Here is a 25,400-nt window from a genome sequence, read left to right on the forward strand (position 1 = left end):
CGGCGATCGCCCTGTGACTCCCTACATTAACCAAATGGTGTTCTTGCTTTAATCTCTGATGCTAGGGGCAGATAGATTATAATTAATAGAGTTTCAGAGAAATTTATCCTTGAGTTAAAAAATTTCCCCGTTCGGCTGAGCATGTCGCAACAAAACTATAATTGGAAGCGGTTCTGGTGTCCTCGCTCAGGTAACATAAGTCTGAGAGATGGCGGTTACTTAGACGATCCAAATACAAAATGGGGCAAAGCATGTAACCCAGATCTGGTGAGTTTAGAAGATATTGCTGAGATTCCTTGCCTTGTTTTATTGGGGGAGCCTGGCGTTGGCAAAACCCACGAACTAGAAAAGCTACAACGATTTACCGAAGAAACAATCTGCGAATATAGTAAAGTCCTGGGCTTGAATCTTCGAACCTTTACTAATTTAAAAGAGGATTTGTTTAGGGATAAAACTTTTTCCGACTGGTTAGAGGGTCATTATCACCTCCATTTGTTTTTGGACAGTCTTGATGAAGGACTCTTGAACGTCAAATCCTTGGCGATAGGATTGGTTGATGAGTTTAAGAAACCTAAATATCGAAGTCATATTAATCGTCTTCATCTCCGTTTAACTTGTCGAACTTTGGCGTTTCCATCCATTTTAGAAGAAGCTCTAAAAGCTCTTTGGGAAGAAAGTAACTTTGCAATTTATGAACTAGCTCCACTTCGCCGTATAGACGTAATCAACGCTGTGGAAGCTGAAGGTTTTTCTTCCGATGACTTTCTGAAAGCGATTAACCAAAGGGATATTGTACCCCTAGCGATTAAACCAATCTCTCTAGGATTTTTATTGAATACATACCGCCGTCATAACAGCCAATTTCCTCCAGAACAGAAACGTTATGAATCTTATCTTGAAGGATGCAAGTGTCTTTGCGAAGAAGTAAGTAAATGTCGTCATGCCTTAAAGGAGACAGGCAATTTAGATATTGATCAACGACTGATTGTGGCAGCTCGAATTGCCGCCGTTACGATCTTTGCTAATCGATTTGCTGTGTGGATTGATGTCGAACAGGGACAAGTTCCGGCTGAAGATGTTCCTCGTCAAAAGTTATGTTTCGGTTATGAAGAATCAAATGGAAGAGAATTTGAGATTACTCAAGAAGTAATTCAAGAAGTTTTAGATACTGGTTTATTTTCATCTCGTGGATTGCATCGAATGGGATGGGCACACCAAACCTATGCTGAGTTTTTTGCGGCTTGGTATTTGACGCAACGAAACATTGACTTATCAAAGATTAAGACATTGTTGTATTCATCTGCTGATTCCACTCCTAAGCTTATTCCACAACTTCATGAAACAGCAGTTTGGTTAGCTTCCATGAGGGATAATGTGTTTCAAGAGATAATTAAAACTGATCCTGACGTTCTTTTGCAAACCGATATACCTACTGATTCAGAGCTTCGAGCGACAATTGTTGCTAATTTATTAATGCAATATGAGGAAGAAAAATTATTTGATCGAGGATTTTGCAACGTTCGTAATTACGCAAAATTAAAACATTCTGGGCTAGCTGAGCAGTTGAAAGTTTATATTTGTGATTCCAGCAAGAAAGAGGATACACGAAGGATAGCAATTGATATTGCCATAGAGTGTAATCTCTCTGAGCTTCAAGGTGACTTAGCAAAGCTAACTCTTTGTCCATCACAGCCAATAAGTATAAGAGTTAATGCCGCCCGTGCTATTAGTTCAATAGGTGATCAATCTACAAGATTAAAGCTAAAGTCCCTTGCACTCAATGTTTTACCGGAAGATGAGCAAGATGAACTAAAAGCCTATGCGTTGAAAGCACTCTGGCCAAGGCAACTAACAGCCGAAGAATTATTTCAGGCGCTCACTCCATCGAAAAGGATAAATTTGCTTGGAATGCATCGATATTTTCTTGAGTCTGAGTTAGTTCCACAACTTGATTCCGAAGATTTAGTTATTGCTCTCGACTGGCTGAAAACTCAAGGTGTGCGATGCTTTGGGCATCCATTTGAAGAACTAGGAGATGCAATTCTGCTAAAAGCATGGGAACACGTTAACGTTCCTGGAGTACTGGAGGGTTTTACGCAAGTAGCATTATTACAATGGAAAGAGCATCAGAAACTCATTAGTCATTCTCCGAGTTTACAAGCCCAATTTCAAGAATCACTTTTGGGAAACAATCAAAAGCGTTATGCTCTTATTGAAAATTTAGTTGAAAGCATTGCAGAAAAAGATGAAGATGAAGATTTTTATTTTTTAACAAGCTCAATGACAGAACCAATTATAAGCTCCAATGATGTTGATTGGATGCTAGAAAAACTCCAAGATTCCAACCATGAAAAAATTCAAAGAGCGTGGGCTAAAATAATCGAGGAAGTATTTGATCGTCGAGATACAAAGCAGATAAGTGAAATTATTAAAGCCACTCAAAACAACTCTATTCTTAGTGACGTTTTTAGTTATTACTTTACTCCTATTGAGTTGGACTCAGAAGAAGTGACTCAATTACGTGATCATTATCTTAAAATGAAAAATTCCTGGAATAAGCCGGACTTGCTAGATCCTCCACCAAAAGAAAGAGTTATTGACTGTTTAGAGCAGTTAGAATCGGGAGATTTATCCGCATGGTGGCGACTAAATCGAGAAATGACTTTACTGCCACAAAGCAAACGTTATGGTCATAACTTAAAATTAGATCTGACTCAGCTTCCGGGATGGAAAGAAGCAGAGCAAGCAACAAAAAAAAGAATTATTCAGGGGGCAATTCAATATATTCAACAGCAAACAAATATAGATTATAGCTGGATAGGAACAAATACATATAATTTTTCCGAATTGTATGGTTGCAAGGCATTACAGTTAATCTTGACGGAAGCTCCAAGAACTTTAGACAATTTTTCAACGGATATATGGAAAAGATGGACACCCATAATCCTGTCAGTTCCTAATAGTTTTATTGACTCAAATCCAAGAAAAAATTGCCGAAAATTAGTCAGCCTCTCATATCACCATTCTCCAGATGAATTTTTGACAACGCTTTTAAAATTGATTGACAAAGAAAATCAAGATAATAATATTTTTGTGATTGATCGCTTAGAGATGTGTTGGGATGAAAAATTAGAAAATAACTTGACAGAAAAAGTAAAAGATTCTCAATTAAAGCCTAACGTATTTAGAAAGCTATTAGAAAAACTTATTGAGCAAGGAGCTGTTCAAGCCAAAGATATCGCTTTATCCACAATACGAAATTATACTAATAGTGAATTTGATAGTGAACGGCAAAAAGCATTGTTCGCCATTAAAGCACTTATCACTTATTCAGATCCAGATAGCTGGAATGTAATATGGGAAAAAATTACGGCAGATGTACAGTTTGGACGCGAGGCATTTGAATTAGCCGCTTCTTGTAATTTAAGTGGAATCAAGTTTGACTTGACTGAAAAACAAATTGCAGATTTATATGCCTGGTTAGTGTGGCAGTATCCTCATTATGAAGATCCGGATCATCGAAACGAAGTAATGGCTTATATAGTTAGCCCTAGAGATAATATTGCATTTTTTAGGAATAACTCTTTATCACAATTAAGAGACAAAGGGACCATCGAAGCCTGTGCTGAACTTGAGCGTCTTATCCAGGAGCTTCCCCATCTCCCTTGGTTAAAAGAAACGCTAACTTATGCACAACAAAATATGCGCCGTGAAACTTGGCGACCTTTTAAACCAGATAAACTTCTTGAATTTTTAATTATTCCAGAGCCTTCTAATTTAGATTTATCTAATCAACTTAGTACCATAGATAAGAGGACAGAAAAAATGGAAGATGAGCCCAAAATTATCAACAATATTTCAGATTCAACAATTAATGCTCCGGTCGGTACAAGTGGTGTAACAAGTAATAACGTGACTTGTTCTAGTCCAGAGAAACAAAAAAGATTTAATTGGGAGATTCTGTTTGGAGTGATTGGAATAATTGGAGTTATTGCAACAGTAGTTGGTATTTTTTTTAATGGTATATTTAACGATGTGCTAAAGGATAGTTTAAATGGTTCCCCTTCAAAGATTGAACAACAAGCGATGCCCAAAAATTAATAAATGGTTAACCTCCGAGGGAAAAGAGAATGCAAATTACAATCAATCTACCGCCAGATATTGAACAAGATTTACTTCGTCAAGCAAAAACAGCGAATGTTCCCCTACAAACCATCATTTTGAAAGCCTTACGCCAAATGATTGAAATGCCTACCGTTTCCACTTCCCAATGGACAGAAGTCGTTATATCTTACGAAGGTTTTCCGAATTTCCCTGAATTTGAGTCGTATCGAGATGAGCTTCTCTCTCCCTGTGAACCAGAGTTATTCTAATGCGTTACCTGCTTGATACCTATGTGATTAGTGACTTTATCAAGGGAGAGTCGGGAACAACGACCAAACTCAAACAAACCCCACCAATCGAGATTGCCGTTTCAACAATATGGCTTAGCCCTAAATCCCCAACGTGCATTAAAAATTGAACAAGCAATTGCCAGCATTTTAACGTCTGTCAATATTTTACCTCTGGGCATAACAGAGGCAGAACACGCTGCTCAAAATTATTTAAGCTTGAAAAATTAAATAGCATTGCTATACACGTGGGTATGAAGAATCAATCATCTTTATAAAATTATTTGTGTTTTTTTAATCTATGTCTTAATTTTACTTGCCTTAACTTAAGTCGTAACTAATGATTGTTGAAAAAATTGGGGAATAGGCAAAATATTCCCTTCCTCTAGCGTAGTTTCAATTAAAAAATCCAACAACTCCTTCCCTTGTTGGAAAGCCTCCTCATAGGTATCCCCATGGGTGTGACAAAAATCACCCCATTCAGGTAAACTGACCACAAAGCAGTTGTCAAGATCTGACCATTGAATAATTAAAGAATAATGGTTTTGAACATTTTCCATCATCAATTTCCTCCTTTTTGTTTAACAATTTGAATAGCTTGTAAAACATCCTTTTCTTGATAAAACTTAGCATCACTGCCATCTTTACCAGAAAGTGTGACTATTCCATCCAGTAGGGGATGATCCCATTTTGTATGACTCCCCTTGCCCGATTTACAGGTAAAACCTGATTGAAAAAGCATCGTTTTTAATTCCCTAATTTTCTTAGGCATAGCGTCAAATAAGAGAGTATGGGAATTTTAAGCGCTGAAATATTTAGCCGCAGGATGATAGGAAATAATCGCCGTGGTGGATTGTTCTGGATAAACCTGTTCACTTTCATCCATATACAAGCCAATTCGTTCGGTTTGTAACAATTCTAATTGTGTGTATTGATCCTGCATGTTGGGACAAGCGGGATAACCAAAACTGTAGCGGGAACCTTGGTAACGTTGCTGGAGAAGATCACGGATGTTATCTGGATCTAAATGGCCAAAGCCCAATTCCTGACGTATCCGTTGGTGAGTCCACTCCGCTAAAGCTTCCGCCATCTGCACCGCCATGCCGTGGAAGTAGAGGTAATCGGTGTAATTATCGCCAGCAAAAAGTTTCCTTGCATATTCCGTCGCGATTTCCCCCACTGTAACCGCTTGCAAAGGAAAAACATCAGTAATCCCCGATTCTTTTGAAGCAAAAAAGTCCGCAATACAGAGCCGCCGCCCTGATTTTTGCCGGGGAAACTCAAATTTGGCGATCGCCGTTGCGTCTGGGGGAATTTGGCCATTATTTTGGCTGACCAATTCTGGGTCATAAATTAACAAGGTATTGCCCTGGGATTGACAGGGAAAATAACCATAAACCACCGTAGGATGGAGTAAATTTTCTGCCATGACCTTACCTTTCCACTCAGCCAAAATGGGATGAACTTTTTCCGCTAGGAATTGCTCGTATTCTTCCCTGGATTGCTCCCTAGGTTTGCGAAACTGCCACTGACCAACAAATAATGCTTGTAAATCCAGTAAAGGGAAGACTTCATCGAGGGAAATATCACTGGATTGCAAAATTTTAGTGCCCCAAAAAGGTGGCACAGGTCTTTCTAGATCAGGGTCCACCGCTTCAGAACGAACAGTATCAATTACCTCCGGCTCCCTAGACTGCTCACTAGCGTCAATTAATTTTTCTTCTTCAATGCCAAAATTAGTTTTAGCACCATCATCAGTGGTCACATTATGGCCATTTTCCGTTGCATATTCCCCTAAAAAGCCCTGGAAATCATCCCAATTGTGGCTATTTTTAGCGGGCATTAGCTTATCCATGAAATGTAAATCGGCGAACGCATCTTTGCCGTAAATTACTTGGCCTTTGTAGGTATTTTGGCAGTCCTGGTGAACAAATTTAGGCGTTAAAGCAGCACCACCAAGAATGACGGGAACAGTAATGCCCTCTTGGTTGAAAACTTCTAAATTTTCCTTCATAAAAGCAGTTGATTTGACCAACAAACCACTCATGGCAATGCAATCGGGCCTGTGTTTTTTGTAGGCTTCGATAATATTTTCCACTGGCTGTTTAATGCCTAGGTTGACCACTCGATAGCCATTGTTGGAAAGGATAATATCCACTAAGTTTTTGCCAATATCATGGACATCCCCCTTAACAGTGGCAATTAAAAAAGTACCCTTAGCATTGTCGGCGGAATCATCCTTATCCATATGGGGTTCTAAAAAAGCCACCGCCGCTTTCATGGTTTGGGCCGACTGCAACACAAAGGGCAACTGCATTTGCCCGGAACCAAATAGTTCCCCCACCACTTTCATGCCATCCAACAAATAGATGTTAATGATATCTAAGGGAGCGTAAAGTTTTAAAGCTTCATTGAGGGCCTCTTCTAAGCCCAATCTTTCCCCATCAATGATGTGGCGTTTTAATCTTTCTTCCACCGGTAAATTGGCATCACCGGATTTATCCCGTTTGGTGGTTTTACCTTCAAATAAAGTGGTGAGTTTGGTTAACGGGTCATATGTACAGCGCTCTCCTTCAAATTCCCGGCGGTCATAGATTAAATCTAGACAGACTTGTTGTTGTTCTGGGTCAATTTTTGCCAGGGGTAAAATCTTATTGGCACTGACAATGGCCGCATCCATGCCCACCTGCATACATTCGTGGAGAAAGATGGAATTGAGTACCTGGCGAGCGGCGGGATTCAAGCCAAAGGAAACGTTAGAAACCCCCAACAAAATATGACAATCGGGCAATTCCTGGCGAATTCTGCGGATAGCATCCACGGTGGCTTTACCGTTCTCCCTGTCTTCTTCAATGCCGGTGGAAATAGGCAGAGCTAAAGGATCAAAGAAAATTTCTGTGGCCGGAATGCCAAAGGCGATCGCCGCTTCGTAGGCCCGTTTGGCAATCTCAAATTTTTTATCTGCAGTGCGTCCCATGCCATCTTCATCGATGGTGCCAATGACAATACCAGCTCCATATTCTTTGGCAATTTCTAACACTTTATAAAACCGTTCTTCCCCGTCTTCGTAGTTGGTGGAATTGAGAATACATTTTCCCCCTGCAACTTTTAAACCCGCCTCCATTTTTTGCCATTCGGTGGAGTCCAACATCAACGGCAGGGTGACATTATTGACTAGTCGGGAAGCTAATTCTTTCATGTCCCTTACCCCATCTCGACCAACGTAATCCACGTTGACGTCAAGGATTTGGGCTCCTTCCTTGACTTGGGATTTAGCCAGGGAAACTAGGCTGTCCCAATCTTCAGCATTGAGCAGATCTCGACATTTTTTCGAGCCACTGGCATTGAGCCGTTCGCCAATGATTAAAAAAGAATTTTCTTGGGCGTAGGTTTGGGTGGAATAAATGGAAGCGGCGCTGGGTTCGTAGTGAGGTTGGCGTTGTTTGGGCTGGAGATCCTTGGCAATATCCGCCAGGGCCTTGATGTGATCGGGTCTAGTGCCACAACAACCACCAATTACCTGTACTCCCAGGTCTTCGATGAAGTGCATCAGGGACATTTGCAGTTCCATCGGGGTGAGGCGATAAAAAGCTTGACCGCCAACGTTTTCTGGCAAACCAGCATTGGGAATACAGGACACCACAAAGGGGGAATGTTCGGAAAGATATTTAACGTGTTCCTTCATCAAATCTGGCCCGGTGGCGCAGTTTAGCCCCAAAATATCGATGGGATAGGGCTCCAAAATGGCCAGGGCCGCCGCCATCTCCGTACCCACCAGCATGGTCCCCATGGTTTCCATGGTTACTGACACCATCAACGGTAGGCGATCGCCTTTTTCGGCAAAGACCTGTTCAATGGCGTTCAAGGCCGCTTTAATTTGCAGCACATCCTGGCAGGTTTCCACTAGCAATAAATCCACTCCGCCATCGTATAAACCCCGCACCTGAACCACATAGGCATCCTTGAGACTATCGTAGTCCACATGACCTAGGGTGGGTAGCTTGGTGCCTGGTCCCATGGAGCCGGCCACGAATCGAGGCTTTTCTGGGGTAGAAAATTCCGCTGCTACCGCCTTGGCCAACTCCGCCGCTGCTTTATTTAAGTAATAACTTTGGTCTGCTAAATCGTACTCCGCCAGCACCAGGGGCGTTCCCCCAAAAGTATCCGTTTCCACGACATCGGCCCCCGCTTCGTAAAAAGCACGATGCACCGTAGCCACGGCCTCTGGCTTGGTATGGACTAAATATTCATTGCAACCTTCGTATTCCGCCCCACCAAAATCCGCCGCCGTTAGGTTCTGTACCTGCAGGTTTGTACCCATAGCCCCGTCAAAGACTAATACCGGGCGATCGGGACTGTGGATACGGTCTAAAAAAGCACTTTTCATAGGGAGGTCGGAGACCAGAAGCTAGATTGGATCGGGGTTATGGCATATTATATGAGGCTTGGCGCTCATCTAACAACATGGAAATGGAGCCATGGCATTATTTTTGAGCAATAAATATAAATAAATTAGTTGTCAAGAACGAAAATTTAAAGATTAATTGAAGTCCCAATTAAAAAATTGTTATTCTGTGATCATATAGTTGCTAATTCATGATGAAAAAGTTGCTTTTAACTCTGATCAAACTCTATCGAATTTTGATTTCACCGTTATTTCCTCCTAGTTGTCGTTTCCAGCCCACCTGCTCCCAGTACGCCTTGGATGCGGTGGAGATCCACGGAGTTTGGCGGGGCAGTTGTCTAGCTCTGAAAAGGATTTTACGATGCCATCCTCTACATCCGGGGGGTTATGATCCTGTACCCAATCCGGAGCAAGGGAAAATTTCTTCTTAAGAGTTTTTTAATCGGTTAAATGGTTAGAATTTAGTCTTCTTGACCTCATTTTGTCAAGGAACAAATTAGGCAAAAAACTCCCGATATGGGGGAATTAGTTGCCCAAAATGGAACATTACAAACAGACCCTTGAATTTAGATATGATGACCGTTTTCCGGTAGATCTTCATGCCCCAAATTGGCTTGTTTATCTTGATTATCTGGGCGATCCTTTTGGGACTTTAACGGCAAATTCAGCAGGGAAATACGACTGGGAATGGGGGTGCGGGGCAATGGTTGTAATCCCTGTAATACTTCGGAAAGTTGTAACCTCTCTGGCTTAGTTTCTTTGAGTTTGTGCCAGACGGAGCGGGACATCAACAAACGATGTTGCTGGCGTTGGGCTCCCAACTGTTCCAAATATTCTTCCCGTTCATGTTGGTAGTCTGCTGACTCTAACATTAGGGCCTGGGGGGGAAGCTCTTGCACTAGTTGAGCCATTTTCACCAGCAATTTAGGGTACAACCAAGTGTAGGCAGGATGTACGGTTAACTCTGCCTGGTGGGCCTGTTGACCGTCGGTGGACAAAGTGAGTTTGAAGTAGGCGATCGCCGCCTTACGCTGAGGTTCAAACACGTAGCCACTAACTTCCTCTTGGTGAGTGTACCAATTTTGCCAGCGGTTTAATAAGGAACTCAAAAAGCGCCGCTTGAAATCCGCCACATGGCGATCAAACACTTGCCGCATCAAAGGAGGCATGGAAACACAATCAAGCTGACAGAGCAGGGCTGCATCGGCGTTGCTGACGGGTAACAAATTGGGTAAATCGGGATCGTTCTGCGCCAGACTGGTCAACAGTTCCGCCGACAAAGACCAATGGGTAATTTGGGCTAGGGGTTGAAAACCATTCTGCCGGTAAAGGGCCAGGATATTTTTATCATTGACGTCCACATCCAACACCCAGGTCCGGGCTTCCCAAACATTTTGAAAACAGTAGCGCAATAGTTGGGAACCCATACCTTTGGGATCTGTGACCAACTCCGGCTGAATGGCCTGGGCCTGCACCGATAGTTGCTCAATTTTCCAGGTGGATCGACTGGTATTGAATGGGGCCACCTGCACAAAGCCACCGATGGTACCCTGGGGTTTCTGTTCCGCCACAAAGCAATGGAAAAGATGTTGCAAAGGATTGGGAAAACAGCCCAAGGCCCGGAGCAGGCCGTACCAAAAAAGATTCTGGGGCAACCCCCCTGCCAAAGAACGGCCTGAAGTTACGCCCTGTTGGTCGGTCAGTTTATCTAAATCCTCCAGGTCCCGGAACTGAACTCCCCGAACCAACAACAATTCAGTTTCATTAAGGGTAACCATAGGGCAGCAAAGAATGGCATCCTCCCCATCTTAACTGCTTTTCCTGACCTTAGGACTCGGCGATCGCCGGTTTATTGGACGGTCCACCAGCCAAAAGTGGGGCCAATAAATCTGACTGTAACCCACAGGCCTGCCATAACACCGATGCCAATCCAAGCTCCTTTGGTGGTCCATTTATAGAAATCTTCGGCTTGTTTTTTGGTTAAAGGCAGCCACTCCACAACCCGTTGATCCTGGCCATAGCGATCGCCAAGGGATTGTTTACGACGCTTTGATTCGCCCATGGTTGTTTTTATCCTAATTCAAGAAATTGTGGTGATTCTAACAAGAGAATTTTATCGATAAAACTGCCAATTTTCAATCACTCCATGGTCAAGTTTGATAATTTTTGACCGATGTTTTTAAAGGTAGAATGGCTGAAAAACAGCTACCAACCCCAGGAGTTGAAGTTAATTGAATATCGCCGCCATGGAGTTGGGCCAAGCGACGGGAGAGGGCTAACCCTAGCCCCGTACCTTTTTCCGCAAAGCTAGGGGGATGGGAAATTTGCTTAAAAGGTTGAAACAAATCTCTCTGGTCTTCTGGATCGATGCCAATGCCAGTGTCAATCACAGAAAAAATTAATGCTTTATCGGTGGCTTTTACTGCCAGAGTCACACTCCCCTTAGGAGTAAATTTGACTCCATTAGAAAGGAGGTTAATTAAGATTTGTTTCCACCGCCTTTGGTCAACATAGCAAAAGTCAACTCCATCATCAATGGTTAAATTTAGGGCTAATTGTTTTTCCTTCGCTTTAGTTTGCACCATGGAAATTACCGCAAGACAGAGGTCTTCCACTGCTACCTGTTCATAAAATAATTCTTCGCAACGGGCATCAATTTTTGACAGATCAAGAAAATCATTCACCAGGGAGAGTAAATGTTCAGCCGAATTTAAGGTACCTTGCACGTATTGGTGCTGCTTAGGATTTAATTTGCCATAAAGTTCATCCCTGAGCATTCTGGCAAAACCAATAATCGCTGTGAGGGGAGTCCTAAATTCGTGGTGAATATGGCTCAGGTTAATTGTCATGGAGGTATGGCGATCACCTCCATTAAAACTTTTCTGGGGGGAGATGGTTTCAGACTCACCATGGTATTGGTAGGTAAATACGTTCCCCACTTCCTGCAGAAACAAATATTGCTCAAGACGCCATTGGCTGTGGGGCCAAACTAAACAAATACCACCCACATATTGATTCTGCTGAAAAACAGGTAAGAAAAAATAGGGTAAATCGTCATTGGTATTTGCCTGCACTGCACCGGAATCAAAACTAGCCGACGTAATCTCTTGCCAGTGTTGTTTTAAATCAGTTAACAAGCTCTTGCCCCGTTGCAAATCTCCTTGGCGATCGCCAATAAATTTGAGACATTTTTCAGCCATAGGCCATGGAGAGTGCCCAGTCTGGAAGGCCATGGAGAGGGTAGGGATAATTTCGATAATTTCCGGTGTTTCTGGGCTAGCACCCAAGCGCCAATAATAAATTTCCTGCACCGGAATCATGCTCGCAATCAACCTAGCTATGGATTGCTCAAACCCATCCCCGGCCGTTTGCAAACTTTTCCTATTGGGGAAATTGGAACCCATAGTGACACTCAAAGCCAAAGAAATATTGACGCCATCGGCAATGGCTGGGCTAATAAATAGAATTGTATCTATAATAGCTAATTAACCCAAGCTCATCGTTTAATTTATCGAGAATTGTCCGCCTAGGGTGAGGCTAACCAGCTTTCTAATCACTCGCAATGGAAAAAAAATAGTTGTAGCCCGCTGGATAGATGGTTTGGGAAAGTCACCTAGAAACCTTCAAAATTTATTCGTTGATTACGAACAAAGAAGATAAAATTTCTCAAACTCTATAGGGGCGCATTTTGCCCCAGGTCATAATAGTAAATCTGCTGATTCTTATCCGTTAGAGCATTTAAATATTTACGATAAACTTTCTCCCCAGGGATTGGTTCTGTGAACTCTGGTGGTTGTTTATAATCCGTTTCAGGATAGGATTGTTGAATATTAAAAATCAAACTATAGTACCTCAACCATTGGCGCAATACTTTGATTAACTCTTCAAACTTTAGAACTGTGTTGCGATGTTGATGGTTCAGAGCAATAAATTGCACTATTAAAGCGAAGGAACGACTATTATTTTTTTCTGGTGGTATCTGAACAATTTGGCTAATTTTATCAAAAAGATTAATGTTTTTATTGACCAAATGAGTCAGGATAGCCAGATCATTAACGTTGCGAATTTCAATATTGCGAATCAAGTCAGAAATACTAGCTAAAACAGAATAATCTGACTGCTCAAAGGAGTGAAATCTCCTCAATAAATTTAGCCCCAGGGGATTGTCCGAGATTTGCTTGAGATTGTCAGCATAATGGTCGAGAGCTTCTTTACCCTCCGCTGTTTTTGTTTGGGCAATGGCTTCAACGACGGTGCGTTCTAGTCTTTGTTTAAAGGTTTCAGCGTCCTCTGATTCCTTGAGAATTTCAGGTACTTGGTCATAAAATTCCTGTTGTTTATAGCCCCGATATCTCAGTTCGGTTTGGTTAATAAACAGAAGCAAATCTTTGACGTCAATGGCTAGCTCCAAGTATCGGTAACTTTGTTTAAGTCCCGCATATTCCCCCAGATCATTGTCCAACATATATTGGATTTTGATATAGGTGATGAATTCTTGATCTAAAAATTGGGGACTGTCGATCGCCTCGGCGGTTTTAGCAAAAATATAGAGGTCATTGGCGTGTTTTTTCCGCTCAATTAAAGCTTCTTCCGGTACCTCTTGTTTGCTGTGGATAATACCTTCAATTAGACCCCCTTTCCCCAACACGGGACGATTCCACCAGGGCTGTTCTCGACCTGATTCTGGGGATGGATTATCGTCCTTGTTTGATCTAGCCATGGGCGAAGCTTGGGAGAAATTTCCAGTGTTACTGAAAGGAGTTAAATCTAGCTCAATCAATATTTTAGTCAACTTGATTAAGCAGGTAATCGAGAAAGCAACGGCGCTACATTGAAGATAGGACGACTAATCTTCAATCAGGGTAACTTCATCCGGACGGAAATGGGCCTTAAAACGCTGTTCAAACTTGACTAAAACCGGCAAATTAGCGCTGATGGGCCTGCCCTGCCATTCGGTCAATACGGCGGCCACTTCCCCTTCCATACCTTGTAAATCAAAGGCTGTTTTTTTATGTTCTGGATGGTGGTAAACCACAACGGAGGAGGTGACTCGAACACGATCGCCGACATTCATAGGGCTTTTCTCTAGGGTTGGCTTAGTTTATTGACAAGGTCTAGGGGCCAGGAAACCAAAAAATGGCGCCGTGGACATAGAGTTTCCATTTTTGCATAGGTTAGCCACCGCTAAGCAAGCATTACCTTGGTAGGGGACTTTCTAGGACAATGATTAATAAGGACAGTTCACTCCTGGGCTGTGACCAAATCAGGATCTACCTGGGATGCTTTGGGGATGGATGGAAGGGCAAACTGAATTTTGGTTTGGATTTGTTGGCTTAACCAGGTTTGAAACAGATCATTGCGCAGTCGTTGCCGTATATTGTCATCCAGTTGACTAGAAATATATTTTTCCAGTCGGAGCAAAATCCACCACTCCCCAACGGCGATCGGCAGGCAGAGTTTCCCGGCGGGGGTGCTTTTTAGCAGTTGGACTATTTGGGGATGGGGTACATTTAGTTCAACAGGGCCAATCAAACCACCATTTTGGGCTTCTGGCCCCTCGGAATATTGCCGAGCTAGGGCACTAAAATCTCCCTCTCCTTCCTGAATCCTAAAATATAGTTCTTGAACAATGCCGGAATCTCGACTGCGGATCAGGGAGTAGATAACCTGGTCTAATTTATCTTTGCTATTGAGGAAATGGCCCTCCAGTTGGTCATCCCAGGTTTGGTGTTTAAATTTTTCCAGGCGAGCGGTGCGGAGAATGGACGTTTCCAACTGTTCCAGGGTCATGCCAGATTGCTTTAACCAAGCCTGTCTTTGTTCTTCGTTAGTAATCTGAGTCTGTTGATAAAAAAGCGCCAAATTCTGCTGTTGCTCTTCCGGGGTCAGTTGGATATGGGCGATGGCCTGGTCGAGGAGAATTTCCCTGGCTAAATGGGGCAATAGTTGATATTCCACCATCAGGGGATACAACTCGTCTTCTCTCACTTGGCGATCGCCGACCGTCAACACCACCGACATAATTAGCCAACTCCTAACGCACAATATAGCTTGATTGCTCCATAACCCTAGCCCAAGCTGACCTAAACATCAATCAGAGGAAGGGAGAAATATCCGTAAAAGTTCCTCGGGTAAATGGTCTTCTTCCACAACAGAGGTATCGAGGTAAAACACCAAGGGGTCTTCGGACTCGGTGAAATCTTCCCAATCCAGGGTTTGGAGGAGCAACAATGTCTCATTGGCATCGGAAACATCACCCCGGCGAGACTGCAAGCGTTTTGTTAAAACTTCTATGGGGGCATCGCAATGGATGATGGTTACAGAAAGCTGCTCCCGTAATGCTAATTCAACCATAGGCGATCGCCATTGCTCCCGGTCAAATTTGGCATCGAGAATGACATTAAAACCGGATTTGACCGCCAGAGAGGCTAAATCCTGTAATGAATGGTAGACTTTTTCCGTCATAGCTTGACTATATAAATTAGCTTTCCCCCGTTTATTTAAAGGTACTCCGCCTAAATGTTTGCGCACTGCATCGGAACGAATATGAATAGCTGGTAAAAGTTGAGCAATTTGTTTGGCAACGGTACTTTTTCCCGACCCTGATAGCCCGGCCATTAAAACTATTTCTTTCTTTTGTTGTTGCCCCTGTTGGCTATATTGCCAAGCTAACCGGTAATAATCTTTAGCTGTTACTAAAGCCTGATCCTTTTCTATTTTAGTTAAATTGACATCATCTAGTAGAAAAGAAGTTACTTTAGCCCGCACATAGGCCTGGCGACAAAGATAAAAGGGTAACACTTGTAAACCATGCCAATCCCCTGTTTGTTCCAAATAAGTATTTAAAAATAAATAAGCCCAATCAGTTCTGTCTTTGGCCTGGAGGTCCATCATCGTAAAGGCAATGTCATACATTACGTCCACAAAACGAAAGGGCTTGTTAAACTCAATGCGGTCAAATAATTGAATTTTTTTGCGCCAGTAACACAAATTCCTCAGGTGTAAATCTCCGTGGCATTCACGGATTTTGTCCATGGCCTGTCTTTCTCGAAAAATATAACCTTGGGTTTGGTAAAATTTTTCACTAAATTGGCGAATTGCTTGATATTGCTCGGGGCTTTGGGCAATGCCTAGATATTTTTCTGTGGCCAAAAAGTTATCCGACACCGATTGCCAAATTACATCTGGATCGCCAAAGCTCTTAATTTCTTCGTTCGTTGTTGTTCCTCGGTGAAACTCCGCCACCTTCTTTGCTAAGTCAACGATGTCTTGGCTGGATAACTTGCCCTGCTCAAACATGGATAAAAGCAAGCAATCCTGGGGAAATTGAGCCATTTTTAAAAGATAATCCTTGGGCTGGGAATTATCGGTAGAATCTTCTTCTTTCTGCCATTGCCATTGGTTATCTTTTAACTGAACTGTTAACACTTCCAGGTAAATGTCCGGTGCGACGAGGGAATTTAAACGTAATTCTTCTTGTAAAAAATGCTGACGCTTTTCCGCCGTGGAGTAGTCCAAAAAACCTAAATTAACTGGCTTTTTTAGCTTGTAGGCATACTTTCCCGTTAAAAACACCACGGAACAATGGGTTTGCAAACATTGAATCGGTTCTTGGACAGGATGGGGATAAAAATCAGCCTTTTGTAGAGTCTGCAACAAACTCAGGAAGGGATCTTGAACAGACGTGTCAAGCTGATCAGTAAGGTTATTCATGAAGCTTATTCATGGGTGGTGACGAGGCAATTCCTTTCTCCCATCGTAACCCCACCACCGGAGGCGATCGGGTAATGGTAAATGTCTTGAGGTATTAATGGAGGCAAAGCTTTGGGTTAGGATGGATAACCGCCCGGAAAATTGTTAACCATTGCAACGAGGAAAACCTGTGACTGTCCGTGTCCGCATTGCCCCTAGCCCCACTGGTAATCTCCATATTGGGACTGCCCGCACCGCCGTTTTTAATTGGTTGTTTGCTCGTCACACCGGAGGCACTTTCATTCTGCGGGTGGAGGATACGGATTTGGAACGCTCCAAGGCGGAATATACGGAAAATATTCAGTCCGGTTTGCAATGGTTGGGCTTGAATTGGGACGAAGGGCCTTTTTTCCAAACCCAACGGCTGGATCATTACCGCAAAGCAATTCAACAGTTGCTGGACCAGGGGTTGGCTTACCGTTGCTACTGCACTAGTGAAGAATTGGAACAAATGCGGGAAGCCCAAAAGGCTAAGAACCAAGCTCCCCGTTACGATAATCGCCACCGCAATTTGACTCCAGACCAGGAGCAGGCTTTGCGGGCTGAAGGTCGTCAACCAGTAATCCGTTTTCGCATTGACGACGATCGCCAGATTGTTTGGCAGGATCAAATCCGGGGCCAGGTGGTGTGGCAGGGCAGTGATTTGGGTGGTGATATGGTCATTGCCCGGGCATCGGAAAATCCTGAAGAAGCCTTTGGCCAGCCATTGTATAACCTGGCAGTGGTGGTGGACGACATTGACATGGCCATTACCCATGTGATCCGGGGGGAAGACCACATTGCCAATACCGCTAAGCAAATTTTGCTCTACGAAGCTTTGGGAGGTGCGGTGCCCACCTTTGCCCATACGCCGTTAATTTTGAACCAGGAGGGCAAAAAATTATCTAAGCGAGACGGGGTAACTTCCATCGATGATTTCCGGGCCATGGGTTTTCTGCCCCAGGCGATCGCCAACTATATGTGCTTGCTGGGCTGGACTCCCCCGGATTCGACCCAGGAAATTTTTACTTTGGCGGAGGCGGCAGAGCAATTTAGTTTGGAGCGGGTTAACAAAGCTGGGGCTAAGTTCGATTGGCAAAAATTGGATTGGATCAATAGTCAATATCTCCACGCTTTACCAGCGGCGGAATTAGTGCCCCTATTGATTCCCCACTTGGAAGCCGGGGGCCATCAAGTTGATCCGGATAGGGATCAAGCCTGGTTGGTAGGTTTGGCCACTCTAATCGGCCCCAGTTTGACTAGGCTCACCGATGCGGCCACAGAAAGTCAATTACTCTTTGGCGATCGCCTGGAACTCAAGGAAGATGGACAAAAGCAATTGGCTGTGGAGGGAGCTAAAGCGGTGTTAGAAGCGGCGTTAACCTTTAGTCAAAACACACCCGAGTTAACTTTGGATGAAGCCAAAGGGGAAATTAATCGTTTGACCAAGGAATTGGGTCTGAAAAAAGGCGTGGTGATGAAATCCCTCCGGGCTGGGCTGATGGGCACTGTGCAGGGGCCAGATCTACTGCAATCCTGGTTGTTACTACAGCAGAAAGGCTGGGCTACAACCCGTCTCACCCAGGCGATCGCCGCTGAATAATATTGGGTTATCGAATGTCGTAAAAACCCCGTGCTTTTCCATAGGAGAAGGGGGGAACTGAGAAAAACTTGGGTCAAAAACCTTAACCGTCTCTCCGGTCTTTCAGCCATTGTCCTGGTCTTGATCCGTGGCATTGGGGGAATTATTATTCTGCTCCTCCCGATTTTGTTTAGCGATGCGCCATTGTCCCGTATCAGGGTCTCGGTAGGCCTTGTAGGGGGAGGGTCGCAACGGTTGGGAAGAAATTTTCACAGATATCACCCAAAGCCCAGGCGATCGCCAGGCTAAATCTCACCAGTCTAAGTTTAATGTTTTGATTTAGTTTGACAATGACGACAATCACCCCTCACGGGTGATCCAAATCACAAATCGCCGTTTGCCAGGGTTGGGGTAAGGGCGCTTTTTTCCTTTCCGGTAGGGCAATGCAGACATGGTGGGTTTGGGCCCGGGCCAGCAGTTGGGCAGACTCGGCTTGGCTAATCTCATAATCACAGCAAAAACGATGGGCACTAGCCTGGGTAATGGTCAAGTTCACCAACAGGCGATCGCCGCAGTGGGCAGGGGCGAAAAAATCAATGCTGGCATGGACTAAGGGCAAGGCAAAATCCCCGACACTAATGATATTTTGTAGGGATAAATGTTCTGATGACAGCCAACTTTCATAGGCTTCATGGCACATTTGCAAAAATTGGTTGAAATAAACCACCCCAGCTCCGTCCGTGTCCGCCAGGTAAACTTGCCTTTCATAGGTAAATGTCCCCATAGTCCCCCCCAGTTAACCGACCACTATCCCTTGAACTACTCCACCTGTTCTGGAACTGGCCACAAAAATCCACAGTCAATCAGCCTGGAAATCAGCAACAATGGTCAAAAATATTAAGAATTGTGCGCCCATCAATCCCTGAACTAGTGGATACAATAACCTTAGATTACCTTCCTTGCTGGCTTTTCTCGGCCATCTTGTTCACCTGAGTCAATTAACTATTTCCGTTGCGTCGTTTTTCGGCTTTTACACTCCCATGGTTAGAAAACGCTCCCAATTCCCTGTGATCGGCTCAATGGTGGCCCTTGCCCTGCTCAACACCGCCTGTGGAGGGGACAAGCCAGGGGCCAATGCCCCCAGAGCAATTCCGGTGCAGTTACAGACCCTGGAACCCAGCTCTGTGGTGGATAGCAACGAGTTTGTCGGCAACCTAGTGGCTACCAACTTTGTCGAGCTGGCCCCGAAAATTGATGGACGTATTTTGCGAATTTACGCCCAATGGGGTCAGCAGGTGAATGAAGGCGACCCAATTTTACTGTTGGAACCGACCCAGCAACAGGAAAATGTCAATGCCGCTGTGGGTAATCTCAACATTCAGCGGTCTAATTTTCAGGTCAGCGAAGCCAATCTCCGCACCTCCGAATCGGAAAGGGATGCGGCCCAGTCTTTTGTTACTACCCAAGAAGCCAACCTCGCCCGGGCGATCGCCGATCTGGCCAATTCCCAGGAAGTGCTGAAAACTAGGGAAGCGGATCTAAAACGGGCCCAGGCCAATCTTAACTTGGCCCAAATTAACTTCAAACGAGCCCAATTTTTAGTGGAAACGGGGGTGCAACCCCAACAGGATTTGGACAATCGCACCACTGAATTGGAAGATGCCAGGGCCAACACCGAAGCGGCCCAAAAAACAGTCCAGGCGGCCAAAGCTACCGTTCAAGCTAACCAGTCCAGTGTGTCTGCTTCCCGGTCTGCCGTACAGCAGGCTAAGGATAATTACCAAGCCGCCGTGCAGAGGGTCAGTGCTTCCCGGGCCACCATCAATGCCCAAAAAGGGGCGATCGAGCAAGCTCAAGGCCAATTGGGAGCCACATCCCAGGAATTAATTTATAACCGGGTTTTAGCCCCCGTCAGTGGGGTAGTGGGTAACTTACCGTTGCAAATTGGTGATTTTGTCCGCACGGGGCAAAGCTTTACCACCATTACCAACAACAACGAATTTGAACTGGACATTAACGTGCCAGTGGAACGCTATAACGATCTGCGCCTTGGTTTGCCCGTGGAAGTTGTTCGCAGTGATGGCCAAGCTGGGGAAGTGGGACGCATCAGCTTTATTTCCCCCACCGCCAACCGCAACGATCAGTCCATTTTGGCCAAGGTTATTTTCAAAAATGATGGCAGCCTGCGGAATAACCAGTACGTCCGAGTGAGAATTATTTGGGATCGCCAACCGGGCTTTTTGATTCCCACCACAGCGGTTACTTCCATCGGTGCCCAGCAGTTCATTTTTGTGGCCCAACCTAAAAACACCCAGGGCGAAGGCAAAGATGGCACGAGCAGTACTGAATTGGTGGCTCGACAAACCCCAGTGGTGCTGGGGGGTATCCAGGGGCAATCCTACCAGGTTCTTTCTGGAGTCAAAGCCGGCGAGCGGGTGGCGGTGTCCCGGATTTTGGAATTGCGGGACGGCATAGCCATTGAGCCTGCCAGTGCGGCCACTCCTTCTAGTAACAGTTCCCCTGAAAAGCTCGAGTCTTCCCTGTAACCCATTCAGTAGTAAATGCCCAAGAAAATTAGAGAACTAAAAAGTCTACTTAGCAAAGCAGGATTTACCGTTGAGTCAGGGAAGGGAAGTCATAGTAAATGGAAGCATCCCAAACTGGAGCAAGCTATCATTATTTGTGGAAATGATGGCAGTGATGCCAAACCATACCTTGAAAAACAGGTAAAGAATAGCCTTGCTATGTTGCAAAAACTTGATCAAGAGGACAGTTAACGGTGAAATATACAATCGTTATTCAATGGTCAAATGAAGACAATTGCTTTGTTGTCTTTTTACCTGAGTTTGAAACAGTGATGCAACCTGTTACCCATGGTGAAACCTATGAAGAGGCTTTTGATAATGCCCAGCAGGTATTAGGTTTATTAACAAAAGATGATCAACCTTTGCCCAATCCTAAACCACTTTTATTTATGGCCTAGTGCTTGATGTTCATTATTGGGGAGAAGATATTAACTTAGACTTATTAAAGTTAGTTTATTCGTTATTAGTAAAAAGGTTGCTTTTTTCCAGTTTTTAAGTCTTTTCTTTGAATATAAACTCAGGCAAAATCAGAATCGAATCTAAAAAAGTATTAAATTATGAATATAAATAAAGGCAAAGTAACCTATTTTAATGGTTTTTATTTTAGAGGCAGAACAGAAGCAGCCTGGGCATCAATATTTAGAATGATCGGAGCTTTTTTTGAATACGAGCCAAAAACATTTAAGCTGCCAAATCGGGAATTATATGTCCCAGATTTTTATTTTCCGAAGCTTGACTTCTGGGTTGAAGTTAAATGTGAGCCGCCTAATGATCGCTCTATTAATCAAATATTTGAACTCTCAAGGATAACAAAATTGCCTTGCTTCATTCTCTACGGCATTCCCTGCTTTCAAATGTTTTCTGATGCTAAAGTCTTAACTAATTTTGGAATAACTTACTTTACCCCTCCCGATGAAAAAATATGCATTTATTCTGGTAAACTTTCCCATGGACTCAAGTCTATGTTTGAAGCAATATCATTAATAAATGACATGAATATATTGAATTTTGAAAATCTCGTGATTCAAGCCACCAATCTTATAAAAGAAGAAAATAGTGGGCCAAGAAAAATTGATGAAATGACCATCCAATATTTAGTAAATTCACAAAAATGGTTTCGTATAAATGATGAAAATGAGCGACTAGATGCGCTTCAAAAATGCTTGTTAGAATCTGATTAAAATTATGACTTATTATAATAAGTAAAATACTCAATTATTCATTTTGTAGAGTAACTTTCACAGTCCTTGACTGTTTGAATGACATCCGTAGATTCCATTACTCAACACACTAATGTTCAATCCGGCTTTTGAGAATTATGACCCAAGCCCAAGCCAAGCGTTTTCAGTTTGATCGCCAACTGTGGCACCGCTTTGTTGAAACTGCCCAGCCCTATTTTTATCCGGTGGGGCAAAAGCAAACTCGGGTTTTTCTCGGTCTCATCCTGGCCCTCATGGTGGTGGTGGTGGCCTTGACCCTATTTTTATCCATGGGGTTGACCCTCTGGGCCACAGCAATTTTCCCTGACTTTTTTGCTAAATCTGGTGAGGGTTTGGTAGATGGGGTACAAGGTCTGATCAATTCCCCGGCTCCTTGGATCGGTTTAGTGGCCTTGGCCATGGCCGGGGCTGTTTTCATCAGCCAGCGCCAAAAATTACAACAACGGTGGCTCCAGTGGTTGCTGTTGGGCGTATTATTATCTCTACTATTTGTTGTCAACGGCTTAAACGTTATTTTAAGCTTTGTTTTTCGCTTCATTGATACAGCTTTAAACGGCAAAGATGCAGAAGTATTTTGGCAATTTCTCTGGATTTATGGCATTGTCATTGTGGTGGCTATTCCCATCATTGTGGCCTACCGCTATTTACGACAAAAGTTAGGGGTGCTCTGGCGGCAATGGCTGACGGAACACTTTCTTGGCCGCTACTTTAAAGGGCGTTCCTACTATCATCTCGACTCCAATTCTGCCTATACCTTAATTGATAATCCCGACCAAAGGATAACCCAGGATATCCAATCCTTTACCGGGGTTACTCTGGATTTTTTATTGGATATCCTTGACTCCATCCTCACCTTAATTTCCTTTACCGCCATCCTCTACACCATTTCCCAAACCCTTATGTGGGGGTTGATTGGTTATGCGGTCTTCGGGACAGTGGTGGCGATCGCCATTGGCACTAGGCTAATCCGCATTAACTATGAACAACTGCGGTTGGAAGCTAATTTCCGTTACGGCTTGGTGCGGGTAAGAGATAACGCCGAATCCATCGCTTTTTACCGGGGAGAAGGGCTAGAGCGGAAACAGGTTACGGATCGTTTGCTAGGGGCGATTAGAAACTTTAATTTACTAATTATTTGGCAAGCTTTAATCAGCCTATTTCAGCTAGGCTATAACTATTTCACCAGGCTAATTCCCTATATTATTATCGCCCCCCTTTACCTCGCAGGAGACCTGGACTTCGGGGCGATCGCCCAAGCTAGTTTGGCCTTTGGCATGGTCCTTTCTGCCCTATCTCTAGTAACCAACCAGATTCAAAATATTACTGAATTTGCCGCCAGCATTAACCGTTTAGGAGAATTTTACGAATCTTTAAATGGCCCCAGCAATGAATTGGAACGGCCGGAAAGTACTGGTTTTGACCACAACGTTATCACAACCCGTATTGGTGCCACCGTTGCCCTGGAAAATGTCACCCTTTCTCCCCCCAATTCCTCACGGATTTTGGTACGGGATTTATCCCTGGCCGTGGCTCCCGGTAACCATCTGTTGATCATGGGCCCAAGCGGGAGTGGCAAAAGCTCTCTCCTCCGGGCGATCGCCGGTTTATGGGACAGCGGTCAAGGCACCATTGAACGACCTGAACTGGCGGACTTATTATTTTTACCCCAACGGCCCTACATGATTTTGGGCACCCTGCGTGAACAGTTGATTTACCCCAGTGCCCAATCCATAGCGGACGACGATTTTCTCTTGGAAACTTTAAACAAGGTTAATCTACCGGACTTAGCCGAGCGTTTTGGTGGTTTGGATAGCCTGGAAAATTGGTCCAGCGTCCTTTCCCTGGGGGAACAACAACGTATTGCCCTAGCCCGAGTTTTCATCAACCAACCCCGCTATGCCATCCTCGACGAAGCCACCAGCGCTCTGGATGTGAATAACGAGGCGGAACTCTACCATGCTCTGACGGATTTGGGTACAACCTTCATCAGCGTGGGACATCGACCTACCCTGCGAAATTTTCACCGGCAATGTTTGGAAGTTCAGGCAGAGGGACGGTGGCAAATAAGCCCCATTAACAATTAATCGATATTCACGCCATTCCATCTGATCCATTTGAACTACCCGGGTTGAGTCAAAGATAAATAAATCCCAAGACCCATCCCAGCCCCCAACCAAAGATTAGCCCATAGTACTTCCCCCCACATATTTCTATGGTTAACTCTAGGTTTAGGGGCGAAAGAAAACCTGCTCCTTTGCTAGAATTGTCCAATCCAAAATCAGGTAGCCATTATGATTTTTCCCGGTGCAACGGTGCGAGTCACCAATGTTGATGATACTTACTATCGCTTTGAAGGCTTAGTTCAACGGGTTAGTGACGGTAAGGCTGCAGTCCTATTTGAAAATGGCAACTGGGACAAATTAGTCACTTTTCGGCTCTCGGAACTGGAAGCAGTCAAACCCATCTAGGCACTTTGCTCCATGGCTTGACCCCTCCATAACTGAGTTGCGGCCATGGGGGTGGGGACTATCCAGATATTTGGCTAGAATGGAGAGCAATTTTAAGTGCAGTTCCCTTGGCGTTAACCCATGAAAATTCGTCCCTTTCTTGTGGCCCTGGGCCTAACTACCTTTGCTGGCGCTGCCCACGGGGCCAACTTTGAGGATTTGACCCAACTGCTATCCACTAAAAAATGTCCCCTCTGTGATTTGCGGGGGGCAGGCTTGGTGATGGTTAACCTCACCCGGGCGGATTTGACGGGGGCGGACTTATCGGGGGCCAATCTGTCGGGGGCAGATTTGACGGGAGCGAATCTTTCCGGTGCTAATTTAACTTCCGCTTCCTTGAATGGGGCTAATCTGTCGGGGGCAAATTTAAACGGGGCGATCACCGATGGTACCGATTTTCGGGAAGCCTATTTTGACCGGGCGACGTTTATCAATACCAATTTGGAAACCGCCTATATGCAGGGGGCCAAAGCCGTTCCGAATACAGCCGGCACTCCCCAACTATTCTATGGCTGGGGCCTGTTAGAAACCAGTAAGGGAAATTATCAATCTGCCCTCAACCACTATGACCAAGCCTTGGCCCTGGACCCGGAATTTGCGCCGGGATATTTAGGGCGGGGTTTGACCTTGCTGAAAATTGGCAATGAAGCTTCCGCTAAACAAAATGTGGAATATGCCCAGTTATTGTTTGAGGAAAACCAGGATGAGGTGGGGGTTAAAACTTCAGAGCAGTTTTTAGAAGATTTGGCCAATATGCAGGAGGCCCGACGTCAGGGGGCAGGAAATCCCCAGTTGGATGCCATTGTGCGGGGGGTGGCTTCCATGGCGTTTAAATATTTACTACCCCTAGTGGGACTCTAGGAATATCAAACTGTGGTTAGCGGCGATCGCCTACGAAGCCAGGGAAAAACCATAGAAATAGTGACCCATGCACAGGGCATAATCAGCGCTTAATTCTTGCCGGCCTAGTTCCTCATTT

General features: G+C 44.3%; 23 protein-coding genes. 11 read left to right on the plus strand and 12 right to left on the minus strand.

Going from position 1 to position 25,400, the window contains the following annotated elements; all coding sequences use genetic code 11:
- The first annotated feature begins 141 nt into the window (after positions 1-141).
- Positions 142-4,101: an NACHT domain-containing NTPase gene (locus H6G46_RS03835; protein WP_010873667.1), complete on the plus strand. Its 3,960-nt coding sequence runs from the start codon at positions 142-144 to the stop codon at positions 4,099-4,101.
- A gap of 29 nt (positions 4,102-4,130) precedes the next feature.
- Positions 4,131-4,373, plus strand: a complete 243-nt coding sequence (locus H6G46_RS03840; protein WP_020862086.1) for a hypothetical protein — start codon at positions 4,131-4,133, stop codon at positions 4,371-4,373.
- A gap of 344 nt (positions 4,374-4,717) precedes the next feature.
- Here H6G46_RS03840 and H6G46_RS03845 read toward each other — a convergent pair whose 3' ends face one another.
- The 3 genes from H6G46_RS03845 to metH are packed head-to-tail and all read right to left on the minus strand — an operon-like array spanning position 4,718 to position 8,778.
- Positions 4,718-4,954, minus strand: coding sequence for a type II toxin-antitoxin system HicB family antitoxin (locus H6G46_RS03845; protein WP_010873666.1), 237 nt, complete (start codon positions 4,952-4,954; stop codon positions 4,718-4,720).
- A complete protein-coding gene (locus tag H6G46_RS03850; RefSeq protein ID WP_020862087.1) occupies positions 4,954-5,163 on the minus strand; it encodes a type II toxin-antitoxin system HicA family toxin in 210 nt (69 codons plus the stop codon). The genes H6G46_RS03845 and H6G46_RS03850 overlap by 1 nt, the downstream gene beginning before the upstream one ends.
- 27 nt (positions 5,164-5,190) lie before the next feature.
- Positions 5,191-8,778, minus strand: a complete 3,588-nt coding sequence (gene metH, locus H6G46_RS03855; RefSeq protein ID WP_010873665.1) for a methionine synthase — start codon at positions 8,776-8,778, stop codon at positions 5,191-5,193.
- Positions 8,779-8,987: 209 nt separating this feature from the next.
- On the opposite strand from metH, the gene yidD reads away from it, so the two are divergent.
- Positions 8,988-9,227, plus strand: coding sequence for a membrane protein insertion efficiency factor YidD (gene yidD, locus H6G46_RS03860; RefSeq protein ID WP_010873664.1), 240 nt, complete (start codon positions 8,988-8,990; stop codon positions 9,225-9,227).
- Between the two features lie 135 nt (positions 9,228-9,362).
- On the opposite strand, the gene H6G46_RS03865 is transcribed toward yidD, so the two are convergent.
- The 7 genes from H6G46_RS03865 to H6G46_RS03895 form a co-directional block, all read right to left on the minus strand.
- On the minus strand, positions 9,363-10,574 hold the full coding sequence (locus H6G46_RS03865) for a GNAT family N-acetyltransferase (RefSeq protein WP_010873663.1): 1,212 nt from the start codon (positions 10,572-10,574) through the stop codon (positions 9,363-9,365).
- Positions 10,575-10,645: 71 nt separating this feature from the next.
- Entirely contained in the window at positions 10,646-10,858 is a 213-nt protein-coding gene (locus H6G46_RS03870) for a DUF2839 domain-containing protein (RefSeq protein ID WP_010873662.1), read from the minus strand.
- 88 nt (positions 10,859-10,946) lie between these two features.
- Positions 10,947-12,200, minus strand: coding sequence for a HAMP domain-containing sensor histidine kinase (locus H6G46_RS03875; RefSeq protein ID WP_010873661.1), 1,254 nt, complete (start codon positions 12,198-12,200; stop codon positions 10,947-10,949).
- Positions 12,201-12,469: 269 nt separating this feature from the next.
- Positions 12,470-13,516, minus strand: a complete 1,047-nt coding sequence (locus tag H6G46_RS03880; RefSeq protein WP_010873660.1) for a hypothetical protein — start codon at positions 13,514-13,516, stop codon at positions 12,470-12,472.
- Positions 13,517-13,642: 126 nt separating this feature from the next.
- On the minus strand, positions 13,643-13,870 hold the full coding sequence (locus H6G46_RS03885) for a ferredoxin-thioredoxin reductase variable chain (protein ID WP_010873659.1): 228 nt from the start codon (positions 13,868-13,870) through the stop codon (positions 13,643-13,645).
- A 167-nt stretch (positions 13,871-14,037) separates the two neighbouring features.
- Positions 14,038-14,817 carry a peptidylprolyl isomerase gene (locus H6G46_RS03890; RefSeq protein WP_010873658.1) on the minus strand — a complete coding sequence of 260 codons (780 nt, stop codon included), beginning with the start codon at positions 14,815-14,817 and terminating at the stop codon, positions 14,038-14,040.
- A 69-nt stretch (positions 14,818-14,886) separates the two neighbouring features.
- Positions 14,887-16,509 (minus strand): AAA family ATPase, encoded by a 1,623-nt coding sequence (locus H6G46_RS03895; protein WP_010873657.1) that lies wholly within the window; start codon positions 16,507-16,509, stop codon positions 14,887-14,889.
- Between the two features lie 169 nt (positions 16,510-16,678).
- Here H6G46_RS03895 and gltX point away from each other — a divergent pair, with 169 nt between their 5' ends.
- Positions 16,679-18,130 carry a glutamate--tRNA ligase gene (gene gltX, locus H6G46_RS03900; RefSeq protein ID WP_010873656.1) on the plus strand — a complete coding sequence of 484 codons (1,452 nt, stop codon included), beginning with the start codon at positions 16,679-16,681 and terminating at the stop codon, positions 18,128-18,130.
- A 102-nt stretch (positions 18,131-18,232) separates the two neighbouring features.
- Here the strand turns inward: gltX and H6G46_RS03905 are convergent, their stop codons facing one another.
- Together H6G46_RS03905 and H6G46_RS03910 are read right to left on the minus strand one after the other, a co-directional pair.
- Positions 18,233-18,382: a hypothetical protein gene (locus H6G46_RS03905; protein WP_162098354.1), complete on the minus strand. Its 150-nt coding sequence runs from the start codon at positions 18,380-18,382 to the stop codon at positions 18,233-18,235.
- A 94-nt stretch (positions 18,383-18,476) separates the two neighbouring features.
- Complete coding sequence (locus tag H6G46_RS03910) at positions 18,477-18,893, minus strand: 1,4-dihydroxy-2-naphthoyl-CoA hydrolase (RefSeq protein WP_010873655.1); 417 nt, start codon at positions 18,891-18,893, stop codon at positions 18,477-18,479.
- Positions 18,894-19,149: 256 nt separating this feature from the next.
- Here H6G46_RS03910 and H6G46_RS03915 point away from each other — a divergent pair, with 256 nt between their 5' ends.
- The 7 genes from H6G46_RS03915 to H6G46_RS03945 all read left to right on the plus strand — a co-directional run bounded on the left by H6G46_RS03915 (position 19,150) and on the right by H6G46_RS03945 (position 25,282).
- Entirely contained in the window at positions 19,150-20,655 is a 1,506-nt protein-coding gene (locus H6G46_RS03915; RefSeq protein ID WP_010873654.1) for an efflux RND transporter periplasmic adaptor subunit, read from the plus strand.
- A 15-nt stretch (positions 20,656-20,670) separates the two neighbouring features.
- Positions 20,671-20,886, plus strand: a complete 216-nt coding sequence (locus H6G46_RS03920) for a type II toxin-antitoxin system HicA family toxin (RefSeq protein ID WP_020862091.1) — start codon at positions 20,671-20,673, stop codon at positions 20,884-20,886.
- Between the two features lie 2 nt (positions 20,887-20,888).
- On the plus strand, positions 20,889-21,092 hold the full coding sequence (locus tag H6G46_RS03925; RefSeq protein WP_010873653.1) for a type II toxin-antitoxin system HicB family antitoxin: 204 nt from the start codon (positions 20,889-20,891) through the stop codon (positions 21,090-21,092).
- Positions 21,093-21,251: 159 nt separating this feature from the next.
- Positions 21,252-21,875, plus strand: a complete 624-nt coding sequence (locus H6G46_RS03930) for a hypothetical protein (RefSeq protein WP_010873652.1) — start codon at positions 21,252-21,254, stop codon at positions 21,873-21,875.
- 137 nt (positions 21,876-22,012) lie between these two features.
- Positions 22,013-23,998 (plus strand): ABC transporter ATP-binding protein/permease, encoded by a 1,986-nt coding sequence (locus H6G46_RS03935; RefSeq protein ID WP_010873651.1) that lies wholly within the window; start codon positions 22,013-22,015, stop codon positions 23,996-23,998.
- Between the two features lie 207 nt (positions 23,999-24,205).
- Positions 24,206-24,382 carry an NAD(P)H dehydrogenase subunit NdhS gene (locus H6G46_RS03940; RefSeq protein WP_010873650.1) on the plus strand — a complete coding sequence of 59 codons (177 nt, stop codon included), beginning with the start codon at positions 24,206-24,208 and terminating at the stop codon, positions 24,380-24,382.
- A 120-nt stretch (positions 24,383-24,502) separates the two neighbouring features.
- The gene (locus H6G46_RS03945) at positions 24,503-25,282 is read left to right on the plus strand and encodes a pentapeptide repeat-containing protein (protein WP_010873649.1); all 780 of its coding nucleotides are present in this window, start codon (positions 24,503-24,505) and stop codon (positions 25,280-25,282) included.
- Positions 25,283-25,400: the final 118 nt, after the last annotated feature.

This window comes from Synechocystis sp. FACHB-908 (assembly GCF_014698595.1).
Lineage (GTDB): Bacteria > Cyanobacteriota > Cyanobacteriia > Cyanobacteriales > Microcystaceae > Synechocystis.

Bases quoted from the DNA above. Each gene is read 5' to 3' on its own strand.
- H6G46_RS03845 (WP_010873666.1), bottom strand. From the start codon at position 4,954: ATGATGGAAAATGTTCAAAACCATTATTCTTTAATTATTCAATGGTCA.
- H6G46_RS03945 (WP_010873649.1), top strand. From the start codon at position 24,503: ATGAAAATTCGTCCCTTTCTTGTGGCCCTGGGCCTAACTACCTTTGCT.
- H6G46_RS03940 (WP_010873650.1), top strand. From the start codon at position 24,206: ATGATTTTTCCCGGTGCAACGGTGCGAGTCACCAATGTTGATGATACT.
- H6G46_RS03835 (WP_010873667.1), top strand. From the start codon at position 142: ATGTCGCAACAAAACTATAATTGGAAGCGGTTCTGGTGTCCTCGCTCA.
- H6G46_RS03885 (WP_010873659.1), bottom strand. From the start codon at position 13,870: ATGAATGTCGGCGATCGTGTTCGAGTCACCTCCTCCGTTGTGGTTTAC.
- H6G46_RS03870 (WP_010873662.1), bottom strand. From the start codon at position 10,858: ATGGGCGAATCAAAGCGTCGTAAACAATCCCTTGGCGATCGCTATGGC.
- H6G46_RS03850 (WP_020862087.1), bottom strand. From the start codon at position 5,163: ATGCCTAAGAAAATTAGGGAATTAAAAACGATGCTTTTTCAATCAGGT.
- H6G46_RS03840 (WP_020862086.1), top strand. From the start codon at position 4,131: ATGCAAATTACAATCAATCTACCGCCAGATATTGAACAAGATTTACTT.
- H6G46_RS03930 (WP_010873652.1), top strand. From the start codon at position 21,252: ATGAATATAAATAAAGGCAAAGTAACCTATTTTAATGGTTTTTATTTT.
- H6G46_RS03890 (WP_010873658.1), bottom strand. From the start codon at position 14,817: ATGTCGGTGGTGTTGACGGTCGGCGATCGCCAAGTGAGAGAAGACGAG.
- H6G46_RS03895 (WP_010873657.1), bottom strand. From the start codon at position 16,509: ATGAATAACCTTACTGATCAGCTTGACACGTCTGTTCAAGATCCCTTC.
- H6G46_RS03920 (WP_020862091.1), top strand. From the start codon at position 20,671: ATGCCCAAGAAAATTAGAGAACTAAAAAGTCTACTTAGCAAAGCAGGA.
- yidD (WP_010873664.1), top strand. From the start codon at position 8,988: ATGATGAAAAAGTTGCTTTTAACTCTGATCAAACTCTATCGAATTTTG.
- H6G46_RS03910 (WP_010873655.1), bottom strand. From the start codon at position 18,893: ATGGGGACATTTACCTATGAAAGGCAAGTTTACCTGGCGGACACGGAC.
- H6G46_RS03935 (WP_010873651.1), top strand. From the start codon at position 22,013: ATGACCCAAGCCCAAGCCAAGCGTTTTCAGTTTGATCGCCAACTGTGG.
- H6G46_RS03880 (WP_010873660.1), bottom strand. From the start codon at position 13,516: ATGGCTAGATCAAACAAGGACGATAATCCATCCCCAGAATCAGGTCGA.
- H6G46_RS03865 (WP_010873663.1), bottom strand. From the start codon at position 10,574: ATGGTTACCCTTAATGAAACTGAATTGTTGTTGGTTCGGGGAGTTCAG.
- metH (WP_010873665.1), bottom strand. From the start codon at position 8,778: ATGAAAAGTGCTTTTTTAGACCGTATCCACAGTCCCGATCGCCCGGTA.
- H6G46_RS03875 (WP_010873661.1), bottom strand. From the start codon at position 12,200: ATGGGTTCCAATTTCCCCAATAGGAAAAGTTTGCAAACGGCCGGGGAT.
- H6G46_RS03915 (WP_010873654.1), top strand. From the start codon at position 19,150: ATGGTTAGAAAACGCTCCCAATTCCCTGTGATCGGCTCAATGGTGGCC.